This window comes from Thermomicrobiales bacterium, from assembly GCA_041390825.1.
Lineage (GTDB): Bacteria > Chloroflexota > Chloroflexia > Thermomicrobiales > UBA6265 > JAMLHN01.
The window spans coordinates 49,055-61,771 of record JAWKPF010000027.1 but is presented as its reverse complement, the minus strand read 5'-3'; the positions used below and the strand labels follow the sequence as shown (position 1 = coordinate 61,771).

At 62.0% G+C, this 12,717-nt stretch carries 11 protein-coding genes and 2 tRNA genes; 9 read left to right on the top strand and 4 right to left on the bottom strand.

What is annotated here, in order from left to right; genetic code table 11:
* Positions 1-485: hypothetical protein (locus R2855_14650; GenBank protein MEZ4532239.1), on the top strand; the 485-nt coding region annotated here is incomplete at its 5' end.
* On the opposite strand, the gene dnaX is transcribed toward R2855_14650, so the two are convergent.
* On the bottom strand, positions 469-2,310 hold the full coding sequence (dnaX, locus tag R2855_14645; protein ID MEZ4532238.1) for a DNA polymerase III subunit gamma/tau: 1,842 nt from the start codon (positions 2,308-2,310) through the stop codon (positions 469-471). The two genes, R2855_14650 and dnaX, sit on opposite strands and share 17 nt — an antisense overlap.
* Positions 2,311-2,417: 107 nt before the next feature.
* Here dnaX and rsmI point away from each other — a divergent pair, with 107 nt between their 5' ends.
* Positions 2,418-3,245 (top strand): 16S rRNA (cytidine(1402)-2'-O)-methyltransferase, encoded by an 828-nt coding sequence (rsmI, locus tag R2855_14640; GenBank protein MEZ4532237.1) that lies wholly within the window; start codon positions 2,418-2,420, stop codon positions 3,243-3,245.
* Here the strand turns inward: rsmI and R2855_14635 are convergent.
* On the bottom strand, positions 3,242-4,360 hold the full coding sequence (locus tag R2855_14635; GenBank protein ID MEZ4532236.1) for an FtsW/RodA/SpoVE family cell cycle protein: 1,119 nt from the start codon (positions 4,358-4,360) through the stop codon (positions 3,242-3,244). The genes rsmI and R2855_14635 overlap by 4 nt on opposite strands.
* A gap of 169 nt (positions 4,361-4,529) precedes the next feature.
* Between R2855_14635 and R2855_14630 the strand changes: the two genes are divergently transcribed.
* Both R2855_14630 and R2855_14625 read left to right on the top strand, forming a co-directional pair.
* Positions 4,530-5,060, top strand: coding sequence for a DUF3090 family protein (locus R2855_14630; protein MEZ4532235.1), 531 nt, complete (start codon positions 4,530-4,532; stop codon positions 5,058-5,060).
* A gap of 85 nt (positions 5,061-5,145) precedes the next feature.
* Positions 5,146-5,220, top strand: a tRNA-Gly gene (locus tag R2855_14625).
* Between the two features lie 58 nt (positions 5,221-5,278).
* On the opposite strand, the gene R2855_14620 is transcribed toward R2855_14625, so the two are convergent.
* Positions 5,279-6,253, bottom strand: coding sequence for an LLM class flavin-dependent oxidoreductase (locus tag R2855_14620; protein ID MEZ4532234.1), 975 nt, complete (start codon positions 6,251-6,253; stop codon positions 5,279-5,281).
* 110 nt (positions 6,254-6,363) lie between these two features.
* Between R2855_14620 and R2855_14615 the strand changes: the two genes are divergently transcribed.
* The 5 genes from R2855_14615 to R2855_14595 all read left to right on the top strand — a co-directional run bounded on the left by R2855_14615 (position 6,364) and on the right by R2855_14595 (position 10,201).
* Positions 6,364-7,395 carry a Gfo/Idh/MocA family oxidoreductase gene (locus R2855_14615; GenBank protein MEZ4532233.1) on the top strand — a complete coding sequence of 344 codons (1,032 nt, stop codon included), beginning with the start codon at positions 6,364-6,366 and terminating at the stop codon, positions 7,393-7,395.
* 74 nt (positions 7,396-7,469) lie between these two features.
* Entirely contained in the window at positions 7,470-8,363 is an 894-nt protein-coding gene (locus R2855_14610; GenBank protein ID MEZ4532232.1) for a pseudouridine-5'-phosphate glycosidase, read from the top strand.
* Positions 8,356-9,231, top strand: coding sequence for a PfkB family carbohydrate kinase (locus tag R2855_14605; GenBank protein MEZ4532231.1), 876 nt, complete (start codon positions 8,356-8,358; stop codon positions 9,229-9,231). Before R2855_14610 ends, R2855_14605 begins: the two co-directional genes overlap by 8 nt.
* A 38-nt stretch (positions 9,232-9,269) precedes the next feature.
* Positions 9,270-9,350 (top strand) — tRNA-Leu (locus tag R2855_14600).
* A gap of 245 nt (positions 9,351-9,595) precedes the next feature.
* A complete protein-coding gene (locus R2855_14595) occupies positions 9,596-10,201 on the top strand; it encodes a superoxide dismutase family protein (protein ID MEZ4532230.1) in 606 nt (201 codons plus the stop codon).
* Between the two features lie 129 nt (positions 10,202-10,330).
* Here R2855_14595 and R2855_14590 read toward each other — a convergent pair whose 3' ends face one another.
* Positions 10,331-12,682 (bottom strand): xanthine dehydrogenase family protein molybdopterin-binding subunit, encoded by a 2,352-nt coding sequence (locus tag R2855_14590; protein MEZ4532229.1) that lies wholly within the window; start codon positions 12,680-12,682, stop codon positions 10,331-10,333.
* Positions 12,683-12,717 lie beyond the last annotated feature (35 nt).

The following is a 12,717-nucleotide window of genomic DNA, read 5'->3' as shown; positions in this document are numbered from 1 at the left end:
TCTATGTCGACACGGCTACCGGACGCCCAACGTTGGCCTGGACGTCCCCCGCAGGCAGCGAAACGTGGAGCGTCGTGGCATTTGCGGTTTCACCCGATGGGAAGGTCGTCACGTTCCTGACCAACCCGACGAACCCTGGCTCGCGAAAGCCGAGTTCCGTGTGGGTGATGCAAGTGGACGGTGCTGCGCTCGAACGGTTTGAGCTTCCCATCGAGCTGCACCAAAGCCGGCTTTCCTTTTCGCCTGAAGGCATCGCGGTGGCCGGCAGCGTACGGGAGGAATCGAGCGACGACGAGCTGGGCGCCGTCTATCTCATCTCGCCCACGGGGCAGGTCTCGTCCGTTTATGAGGAGTCTCTTCCAGCCTCGCCGGTGAGCTCGCCCGTTGCGAGCCCGGTTGCATCCCCAGCCGCGAGTCCGGTTGCGTCTCCCGTGGCGAGCCCCGTCGCGAGTCCGTCTCCCGAGGCAGCTACCGCGGAGGAGTGATCTCTTCCGCGTCGAAAAGGTGCTTCGCCGCGTCGATCACCGTCTGTTCGTCCTCGGATCTCACTGCCACCGGTGGCGCCGGAGCCTCCACGGTTGCTGGCGGGTGATCCGCCGCGAGCGTGCTGGCCCGTGTCGATGCCGGGGCTGGCTGACTTGCGGCTCCGTTTGCTCCCCGCATCTCGGTGCTCACCGACACCTGTTGATTCACCAATCGCCCGATCACCGACTCGACGAGTTCGCGCGATGCGTCCTCGTTCATCTTTTCCCAGTGGAACTTGTAGTTGGTGACCAGGGTAATCGCGGCGCCATTGACGCTGGCGGGATCACAGCTGGACAGCAGGGCCTCGATGCGCCGATCACGAGCCTTGATGTCGAGCCGAATCTTTGGCCAGAGGTCATGGAGCAACTCGACAGTGATTGGCGATCCCGGGCTCACCGAACGGATCGGCGTATTCACGGCGGACCCGGGTTCGGCTTGTTCGTTGACTGTGCGAGGCGGATCCTGAATCGGTGTCTGGCCGCTTGGCCGTGCTGGTCGTTCCGCCGTTTCCGAGCGCGATGCGGGCTCTGTCCGGGTTGGTTCAGGCGCCTGCACGCGGGATGGTGCGGATGCTGGTTGCCGTTCGGGTTCCCGTACGGGCGTCGGGATGGACGCTTGCGCCGCGGACCCGTCAAGGGTGGCCTGAACGAAGGCAATTTCGAGCGGCAATTGCGGCAGCGATGCATGCCGAATGCGATAGTCGATTTCGCTGAAACGGGCTGAGTGTCTGGCGATGTCCGCAAGCGAGAACCGCTGGGCCAGCTCGTTTACCCCTGCATCGGTTTCGTCGCCGCCGCCCGCTGCGCGGAACATGATTGCGCGCAGGAGAGCGACGAGTTGCCGATTCAGTTGCCTGGGATCCTCGCCTGCCTCGAAGGCGCTGTTGATGAGCGCGAGTCCTCGGCCGGCGTCGCGATCGGCCAGCGCTCCTGCAATCTCGAGCACGCGTTCACTGCGGGCGATTCCAAGCAGGCTGCGAACGTCTTCAGGCGAGATCGGCTGCGCGTCATCACCATCGTGCGACCGATAGGACGCAAGTTGATCGAGAAGACCGAGCGCATCGCGCATACTGCCGCCGGCGTGCTCGGCGATGACCGCGAGCGCGTCCTGACCGATGGGGACGCCTTCCCGGTCGGCAACGTTTGCCAGGTGCGCCACGATCGTCTCACGAGTGAATCGCTTGAAATCGAATCGCTGGCAACGCGAAACGATGGTTGGCAAGAGCTGTTCGGGGTCGGTGGTGGCCAGGATGAACTTGGTGTGCGGTGGCGGTTCTTCCAGGGTCTTGAGAAAGGCGTTGGCCGCCGCGCCTGTAATCTGGTGCGCTTCGTCGACGATGTAGAACTTGGTCTTGAGGAAGGTTGGAGCGAACTTCACCCGTTCGCGAAGTTCGCGGATGTCGTCGATTCCGCGGTTGCTGGCTGCGTCGATTTCGATGACATCCGTCGTCGAACCGTTGTTGATGGCAACGCATGCGGCGCAGACATTGCAGGGGCGGGCATCTGGATCGGGGTCGAGACAGTTGACCGCTTTCGCGAGCAAGCGGGCGGTCGTGGTCTTGCCGGTGCCGCGCGGACCAGTGAAAAGATACGCATGCGCGACGCGGTCGAGCCGAATTGCATTCTTGAGCGTGCGGACCACCGCATCCTGTCCAACCAGCTCTGCGGCGTCGAAGGTCTGTGGGCGGTGCTTCCGATAGAGCGACTGAGTAGAGCCGAGCGACGATGCCGCGCTTTCACCGCCAGGGCTGGCGGGAAGCTCGGGAAAGAGGGATGATGCGGACACGAGAACTTGGCTCCAGTTGCTGAGCGGGATCGAACGATCGGCGCGAGGCGTAGGTGCCAATGTAGCACGAGTCCGGCCACGGGTCAGGGTGCAAATCGGGGACAAATTTGGGCACGCTCTTCGTCGTTGCAACACCGATTGGGAACATGGAGGATCTTTCTCCGCGCGCGCTGCGGGTCCTCAGCGAGGTCGATCTCATCGCGGCCGAAGACACCCGTTATACGGGGGCAATGCTGAGGCGTCTCGGAATCACCACCACGTTGCTCAGCAACCATGGGTTCAATGAGCGGGCTCGCGTCGGCCGTTTCCTCGAGGCGTTGGAGCGGGCAGATGTGGCGTTGGTGAGCGATGCGGGAACCCCGGCAGTTTCCGACCCAGGGGCCATCCTGGTGCGGGCAGCGGTCGAGGCCGGGTATCGGGTGGCGCCTATTCCCGGTCCGTCCGCGGTGCTCGCGGCAGTCTCCGCATCGGGTCTTGTGGATGGCCCGTTCACGTTCCTTGGATTCCTGCCACGACCGAGTGGCGAACGGAACCAGATGCTCGAGGATTCGCTTGCCACCGGATACCCGCTGGTGCTCTTCGAAACGGGCCCGCGCATCGCCAGGTTGGCCGAGCTGCTTGCTGAGCGGGCTCCTGACCGTGCCGTTGCGGTCTTTCGGGAACTGACCAAATTGCACGAGGAATCGATTCATGCGCCGGCACATGACCTGCCAGACCGGTTGGCCGAAGCAACGCTGAAAGGCGAATTCGTGCTGGTGGTCGGTGCGGGAACGACGTCGATCGAAGGCGATCCGGACGAAGCCATTCGCGCGATGCTGGCGCGTGGGGAGCGGCCATCGGACATCGCGCGCGTGCTTGCAAAGCAGTTCGAACGCCCCCGTTCCGAACTGTACGAGCGGGTCCTCGAACTCCAGCTCGATTCGTCGAACGCCTAGGGCGCCTGGAACGCCAGCTTTCGATGATGGATCAGCACGCTTTGCAGTATGCCGATGCCGAGCAGGAAGGTCCAGAGCGAAGACGAACCCTGGCTGATGAGCGGCAGGGTAATGCCGGTTACCGGCATGATGCCCATGTTCATGCCCATATTCACGAATGACTGATAGAAGAGCATGGCCGAAAAACCGATGGCGAGCGCCTGACCAAACTGGTCGCGTGCGGCCTGGGCGACGCGCAGGCACCGCCACAGCAGAATGATGAACAGCACGAAAAGGCACATCATGCCGACGAATCCGACCATGCCGCTCGCATGGGCGAAGATAAAGTCCGACTCGCGCACTTTCAGGAGCTCGAGTCGGCTTTGCGTGCCGCCCTGGAGCCCAGACCCGAACATGCCGCCCGCGCCAATTGCGTAGCGCGCCTGGATGATGTTGTATCCGTCTCCGGTGGGGTCCGAGAACGGATCGAACGAGATGAGGAGTCGTTCCTTCTGGTAGGGCTTCATGATGAAATGCCAGGCGAAGTAGGCGAACGGGATTGCTCCAATGAGCAACGGACCCAGATAGCGCCAGCGAGCCTGTGTGGTCAGAATGATCGAGAGCCAGATGACGCCGAAGACGCTGGCCGAGCCGAGATCTGGCTCCATGAAAACCAGGCCGGCGGGAACGAGCGCGATCAGCAGCGACACGACGAAGTTCCCCAGCTGCTGCATCTGCTCGCCCCGAGAAGCCACGAACGATGAGAGCGCAATGATCGTGGCGAGTTTGGCAAATTCCGATGGCTGAACGGTGGTGACACCGAGATCGAACCATCGGCGGGATCCGGCGATCGAAACACCAATGCCTGGTATGAGCACGACCACGAGTGAGACGAGCGAAACGGCATAGACCGGCCACGCAAGAGACGCCAGAAATCGATAGTTGAATCCCGCGACCAGGATGAGAAGCAAGAATCCCATCATGGCGAAGATGGCCTGGCGGACACCGTCGTTCAGGACCGAGAGCTGCTCGCCGCCTTGCGCGCTCCAAATGGCAACCACGCCGAAGAGAATGAGGAGCCCGGCAGTGAGCACCATGTAGAAGTCGAAATCGTGGAGTTTTCTTGAGTTCAGCATGGATCAGGTGAGCGGCTGCAAACGGATGAGGTTGGGCCTCACGGGGCCGAATGTCCATGGCATGCTGGAGATGCCCCGGCGCGAAGTATGTCACGTATCGGAAGCATATTGCCGCAAACGGGAGGAAGAGGGTCGATAGTAGACTACGTTGCGAACGTGGGAGAAACGTGTGTCCGAATCTGAAGGCAGAGAAATCGCCCCCATCGATGTTCGATGGGCGAACGTGGAAGCACTCGGGGAACCGGGGCAACGGCGATTCCGCATGTTGGTTTCGTCCGGCTCCGAGACCATGGTGCTCTGGATGGAAAAGCTGCAGGTTGACGCGCTCGGGCGAGCGCTCGAGCAGCTGCTCGAGCAGCTGCCGGACACCGATGAGGTCGAAGAATTCCCTGGATCGGAACCGCAATTCGATTTGGGTTCGGATCGCCAGTTTCGGGTTGGCAAGCTCGAGATCGGCTACGACGAGAGTCGAGACCGCATCGTGCTCATCGCCTACGACATCGAGGAACCGGAAACGTTTGGCCCTGCTGCGGTTTGCCGGTTGACCCGCGTACAGGCGGCCGACATTTCGGACGAATCCGAGCGCGTAGTCGCCGCCGGGCGGCCACAATGCGTGATGTGCGGCATGCCGATGGGGCCCGGGCCGCACGCGTGCGCGAACCAAAATGGACACCTGCGCGAGGAGTATGCGCTTGGCTGAAGCGTGCCTCGCTTCGCGAGAATCGCCTTGACAGCCAGACCCCAGATCGCTAGAATCCCAAGTCCGATGGTGCAAATGGCGCCGCGCGGAAGTGGCTCAGTGGTAGAGCATCTCCTTGCCAAGGAGAAGGTCGCGGGTTCGAATCCCGTCTTCCGCTCCATCAGGATCGAATATCGAGAGACCGCTCCGGAGTGACCTCTGGAGCGGTTTTCGTTTCGTCAGGTGTCGAGGATTTCGAGTGTCCTGGCGAACTGCTCGATTCCTGCCGGAGTTTCAGGATCGAGCTGGACGTGGACCTCGGCCACGCCGTGCTCCGCGAATGCCATGAGGAGCTCGGCCAGCTCTCCTGGATCCCCCTCGGTGGCGCCCATTGCGAGCCGGCGCGCCCGGATGTTGGGATTTCCAGGTGTCGATTCCCAACCCGGGAGATTGAACGCAACGCCGTTCGTGCGAATCAGCGTGGCCGGGTCGCGATCGTTGTTGACGCACGCGATGTCGATCATGTCGCGAATGCCGGGAATGAGCGCTGGATCGTTCACGATCGGGCAGTTCCAGATATCGGCGTAGCGCGCGACCAGATCGAGCACCCGATTTCCGCCACGCTCGATGCCAAGCCACCCACCCAGTGGCGTTCCGGCGATGGTGCCGATCATGATCGGCGGTCCCTCGGGACGAGGTCCCCTGGGACGGAGCTCGCAATCGATCGCCTGGTAGAACTCCCCCCGGAATGTCACGTTCCCGGTCTTGATCAGGGGAACGATGATTTCCAGAGCTTCCGCAAAGCGGCCGATTCTGTGGTCGAAGGGAAACCCGAACGCGCGGTACTCAGGCTCGTGCCAGCCGGCGCCAAGCGCCAGCACGAGTCGGCCGGCGGTGATCTCGTCGACCGTGTCGGCCATCTTGGCGATGAGCGCCGGGTTGCGCCACCCAGTGCAGAGCACATGCGGGCCAATGCGGACCCGCTCGGTCACCGCCGCGAGGGCCGAGATGAGCGACCATGCTTCCCAAATGCCGTACGGATCGACGCCCTCGGGTTCGTGGATGAGGTGATCGGGGATCCAGACGGAGTCGAACCCGACAGCCTCACCGGTGGTAACCAACTCGCGGATCTCCGGCCAGCTCAACGTCCAGTTTCGCTCGCGGTCTTCGACAGTGGTAATGATCAATCCGACGTCGATCGGTCGTTTCCCCATCTATTTTCACTCCGTCCCGAATCGAGATGAACCTTCGGTATGATTCGCGCCACCGTCATGGTACGGTGCTTTCCGGATTGGCGAATGTGACTTGCAAAGGAGCGGGATCGATGGGTGATGGTCAGGTCAAGGCAGCCGTGATTGGCGTTGGGCTCCTGGGTGAGCAGCACGCCGGTCAATATGCCCAGAGCCCGAAAGCCGAGCTCATCCTGGTGCACGACGTCAATCCAGATCGCGCCAAAGCGGTGGGAGAGGCGCTGGGAGTGCCCTGGACAACCAACCTGGCAGATGTCGCCGCCAGCGACGCGCAGATCGTCAGTATCGCCACACCCGATCATTTGCATCACGAAGCATCGATGCGCATGCTCGAAGCTGGCAAGCACCTGCTCGTCGAGAAGCCGCTGGCGACCCGCACCAGCGAGGCTGATGAGATCGTGAGACTGGCGCGCGCGAACGATCGAAAGGTGACGGTCAATCTCGGCAATCGCTGGATGGGCAGCTTTCAGTCGATCCATGAGGCTATTCAGGAAGGCGAGATCGGCGACCCGGTCTACGCATACTGCCGATGCAGTGACACGATCTGGGTGCCAACCCAGATGCTCTCCTGGGCGGGCCGGTCCGGGCCGCAGTGGTTTCTCTTTGCCCACACAATGGACCTGATTCGCTGGTTCCTGGGTCAGGAGGCGCGCGATGTCTATGCGGTCGGTTCGAAGCGGATCCTGGCCGAGAAGGGCATCGATGCGTTCGATGCCATCCAGGCCGTCGTGAACTTCGAGCGGACGTTTGTCACCTTCGAGACCTCCTGGATCATTCCGGAGTCGTGGCCGGCCATCGTCGAGTTCGAGATCACGATGAACGGCTCGGATGGAAGACTCGGCTTCGATGGCATCCGGCAAGGCTTCGAGCTCTCGTCGGACAAGGTTGGCAAGCACATGTTCGCGCGGCCGTCGCTCTGGACCTATTTCAAGCTGCCTGATTGGTGGTGGGGAAGCCTGCATGACTTGATCGACGCTGTGATCGACGACCGTGAGCCGACCATTCCGGTCGAGGACGGAGCGGCAGTGACGGCTATGATCGAAGCGACCGAGCGGTCGATTGTCGAAGGGCGGAGAATCGAGATCTCCGAGATGCGACAGGCTTGACGAGCACCGGCAGATGGCCGCAGATGCGGTAGCATCGGCGTTCGTGGATCGAGCTCGAGGCCGAGGAACAACGTATGTCTGTCACTGGAAACGAAGGTTCGTCCGCACGCCAGCCGGTTGTCGCGCTCGAATCGACCATCATCTCCCACGGATTGCCGCGGCCCCGCAACTACGCGGCCGCGGTCGAGTTCGAGACGATTCTGCGGAACATGGGGGTGACTCCGGCAACTATCGCTGTGCTGGATGGCGAGCCGTGCATCGGGCTGGACGATGAAGGTATCCGCCGCATTTCCGATGAACCGATGTCCAAAGCAAGCGTGCGCGATTTGCCAATGCTGGCGGCGACCAGGCGAAGCGCCGCAACGACCGTGGCTGCCACGTCCTATCTGGCGAATCGCGCGGGAATCCGCGTGTTTGCCACCGGCGGATTGGGAGGAGTGCATCGCGGAGCTTCGGAGACCTTCGACGAATCAGCCGACATCACCACACTGGCCGAGACGCCCATTACCGTGGTCTCGGCCGGGGTGAAATCGGTGCTGGACATAGGCGCAACGCTCGAACGGCTCGAGACGCTGAGCATTCCGGTGATCGGCTATCAGACCGACCGCTTTCCTCGCTTCTGGTTGCGAGAATCGGACGCTGTTCTGGACTGGGCAGCCGATTCCGCGATCGAAGTTGCCCGGATCATGAAGGCGCGGGACGAGCTGGGTATGAAGCAAGGAATCGTCCTCGCGAACCCCATTCCAGAGTCGCTTGCGTGGGATTTGGAGGAGCACGACCGGGTCCTGGAGCAGGCACTTCGCGAAGCGCAGGAGCGTGGCATAACCGGCAAAGCCGTCACGCCGTTCTTGCTCCTCCGCATTGTCGAGTTGTCCGACGGCCGCAGCCTCGAGGTGAATCTCGATCTCGCTCGCAACAACGTTCGCGTCGCTGGTGAAGTTGCCAAGGCATGGTCAGAACTTGAGTAGCCGCATCATCTGCTTTGGGGACGTGATCGACGATATCGTCGTGGCTCCCAAAGGCGAGATTCGTGAGGATACCGACACGCCGGCGATCATTCGGTCGCGTCCTGGCGGGTCGGCGGCAAACACCGCAGCATGGCTGGGCGCGCTGAACGCTTCAGTCGATCTGGTTGGCGTGGTTGGGCGCGGCGATTGCGAGCGTCACCGTGCGTTCTTGCCGGGTGTGAACGCGGTCCTGCGAGAGCATCCCAGCCTGCCGACCGGCCGGGTCGTGATCATCATCCGGCATGATCGGAGAGATATGCTGACCGACCGCGGGGCAAACGCCGATCTTTCTCCGGACGATGTCCCGGATGCTCTGCTCGAGCACGCTCGGCTGCTGCATTTCACTGGACACATCCTGCTCAACGACGATGGATACGCGCGAACTCGCACTTTGATCGAGCGGTGTCGGGCTGCCGGGGTCCTCGTCAGCGTCTCACCGGGATCGGCTGGATTCATTCGAGACATTGGGATCGAGCGAGCCCGGAGAGCGTTCGCCGGTGCGGACCTGGTTTTTTGCGGCATGGAGGACGGCAGGCTGCTCGCTGGCACAGACGATCTCGCGGCGGCTGCCCTGGAGTTGAGCACACGGTTCGGTGTTGCCATCGTGACACGCGGGAGCCAGGGAGTCACGGTTGCAGAGCAGGGAGAACTCTACGTGCTCGATATCGAGCCAATGCCGGTCGTCGATCCTACCGGCGCCGGAGATGCATTCTGCGCGGGCTTTCTCGAAAACTGGATCTCCACCTGGAACGTGCAGGCTGCTGCAGAGGCAGGGGCCGATCTGGCCGCGGATGCCGTGGGCGTCCTCGGTGGAAGACCGAGCCAGTAGATACCGCATCTCCAGTACCATTCGATGACACACCAATTGCGGGCGTGGCGGAATGGCATACGCTGCGGTCTTAAACATCGCTGGAGCAATCCTTGTGGGTTCGAGTCCCACCGCCCGCACAACGCCGCAACTTCCTGGACCGGTCGATCGTGCACGATGGCTCGGGAGCAGCCGGAATCGAGCACGCCGCGCGCGTCCTGGGATTGCGGGCATGAATCCGTCGATTCAAGGCTTTTTCCACCAGTTTCTCGCTTAGCTCTGGGCAAGTTCCGAGCGGATTCTCACGTTACCGGTCGACTGTGTAATCGAGCGCTGGTTGGGTCTTGACATGGGTTGGGACTCGACCTGGCGAGGAGGTACACAGATGAACTGGTTGAAACGGCGAGCACTGGCGCTCGCCTCGCTTTCCCTCATGGCGGGCCTGCTGGTGGGAAGTGCAGGAGTGACGGCGCAGGCGACACCGGAGGCGGTATCGATCGAATCACCGGTGGTCGATGCAGCGGGGGCGGAGGTCGGAACGCTCTATGTCTACGAATCCGATTTCGGGGTCACACTCACCGTCTTGCTGGAAGCCGGAACGCTCGAACCAGGAGCGCACGGCGTCCATTTGCACGAGATCGGGAGCTGCGACCCGTCTGGCGACAGCACGTTCGCGCTTGCAGGAGCGCATTTCAATCCCACGAATCAGCTCCATGGCGCGCCAAATCTCGCGACGAGTCACGCCGGTGATCTTGGGAATCTGACGGTGACGGAGGATGGCTCGGCCATGTTCTCCATCACCTTGAGCGATATCACGCTCGCGTCAGGTGTCGAGGGGTCATTGATGGATGCCGATGGCGCCGTGCTGCTGATTCACGCTGGCGAGGACGACCTCACGACCGATCCGTCCGGAGAGAGCGGAGAGCGACTCCTGTGCTCGATGATCTCGGCGTCGACGGTCGGGACCACGGTCGCAACACCTGCCGCATAAGCACGACGGTGCAGACCCATTTCCTCGACGGATACCCCACAGCGACGATCTGGAATCTCTCGTGAACCTGCGACGGTCCGGCTCCCTGGAAAGGAAGCCGGACCACTTCGCAGTTGTTGCAGGCGGTCGTTACGCGGTCGCTTTGCCGTTGCTGGAGGCTGAGTTGATCGCTCTCCAGACCTTCTCGGGTGTAAACGGCAGGTCGAGGTGGGTGATTCCCCATGGCTCGAGTGCATCGATCACCGCGTTTGCCGCGGTTGGGGTGGCGCCAATGGTGGAGGCTTCGCCGATGCCCTTGGCGCCGAGCGGGTTGATCGGTGTGGTGGTCGTGGTGTGATAGGTCTCGAACATCGGGAATCCTTCCGCCTTGGGCAGCGCGTAGTCGTTCAGGGTTCCGGTCAAGATCTCACCGTTGCTGTCGTAGTGAACCTCTTCCCAGAGTGCAAGACCGATGCCCTGCGCGAGACCGCCGTGCACCTGACCCGTCACAAGCATCGGGCTGATGATGTTGCCAATGTCGTCCACAGAGACGTATTTGATGAGCTTGACTTCACCGGTCTCCGGGAAGACCTCGACTACGGCAATGTGGGTTCCGAATGGGAAGGTCTCGTCTTCCGGGCTGAAGAAGTTCGTTGTTTCAAGGCCCGATTCCATTCCGTCTGGCAGCTTGCCGCCATAGGCGATGCGTGAGATCTGGCCAAGCGTCAGTCCCTTCGAGGGGACGCCCTTGACCTGGTACTTGCCGTCGACCAGCTCGATGTCGTCGACCGACGCTTCGAGGTTGTTCGCGGCAATCTGAATCGCCTTTTCCTTGATCTTGTTCAAGGAGACCAGCAACGCCGCTCCGCCCACCGCGAGACCGCGGCTTCCACCAGTGCCATTGCCCTGAGGGGTATTGCCGGTGTCGCCGTGATGCAAGATGACCTTCTCGAAATCGGCGCCAATGATGTCTGCCGCCATCTGGGCGAACGTGGTTTCCTGTCCCTGACCGTGCGGAGAGATGCCGGTGAAGAGTGTCACGTCACCACTCGGCTCGACACGGACTGTGGAACTCTCCCAGGGGCCGAATCCGCAAATCTCGACATAGGAACCGAGTCCGATGCCGATGTAGCGTCCCTGCTCCCGCAGTTCTGCCTGCTCTTTTCGGAGGGCGGCGTAGTCGCTCGATTCGATCGCCTTGTCGAGTGGTTTCTCGTATTCGCCGGTGTCATACCGCTCGCCGGAGAGCGTCGTATAGGGGAATTGATCGGGCTGCAGGAAGTTGACCCGGCGAAGCACTTCCGGTTCGAGACCCGCCGCATCGGCCAGCAGGTCCATGACCCGCTCCAGGTAGAAGGCTGCCTCCGGACGACCAGCGCCACGGTAGGCGCCGTTTGCCATCGTATTTGTGAAGACGCCTTCGACGACGTAGTCGAGGTTGGGAATGTTGTAGGGACCGGTCGACATCACCCAGGTCGACCAGGCCAGCCCAAGCCCCTTCGGATAAGCGCCGAGATCGAGGCAAACGCGCGCGCGAAGGGCAGTGATCCGACCGTTCTCGTCGCAGCCGGCTTCGAAATCGGCGATCTGATTGCGGCCATGGTTGGTCGAAAGGAAGTGCTCGCTGCGCGTCTCGATCCATTTGATCGGCCGATTGAGCTTCATCGCCGTAGCGATGATGGTCCAGTCTTCCGGGTAGACGCCGAATTTGGCGCCAAACCCGCCGCCAACCTCGGGCGCGATCACACGCACCTGATTCTGGGCGAGACCGAAGGTGCGGGCGATTTCATTGCGATACCCATGCGGGCCCTGGTTCGATACCCAGATCGTGACTCCGCGCGTGATCGGATCGGGAGTCGCCACGATTCCACGCGGCTCGAGCGGCACCGGGTGGCAGCGGGCCGCCTTGATGCGCTCCTTGATGCGGACGGGCGACGCCGCCAGCGCTGCATCGACGTCGCCGTGCACGGTTTCGTACTTGACGCCGACGTTGTTCGGATTCGTCGCGTAAATTCGCGCCGCACCGTCCTTGCGCGCCTCGTACGGGTCGACATACGCCTCGAGCGGCTCATACTCCACGACCACAAGCTCGGCGGCGTCGGCTGCGAGGGCGCGCGACTCCGCGACGACCGCGACAATCGGCTCTCCGATGTAGCGGACCTTGGAGCGAGCCAACGGCTCGACCGACGGAACCGGGATCTTGCCAGGCTCTGCCGGTCCTCCTTCGGCCGATGGACCGGTATCGCTGCCAACGGCTTCATATTTGGAGGGGAGGACCTTTTCCAGATCGGCTGCGGTGACGACGGCGACAACTCCGGGAGCTGCAAGCGCTTCTGAGGTGTCGATCCCCTTGATATTCGCATGCGCATAGATGCTTCGCACAAACGCGATGTGGAGCATGCCAGTCAATTGCAGGTCGTCGACATAGACTGACGACCCAGTAATCAAGCGAGGATCTTCGCGCCGCTTGACTGGGGCGCCCATGTATTTGCGTAGAACCATTGCGAGCGTTTCCTCCGGGAGAATGCGCCGGAAAG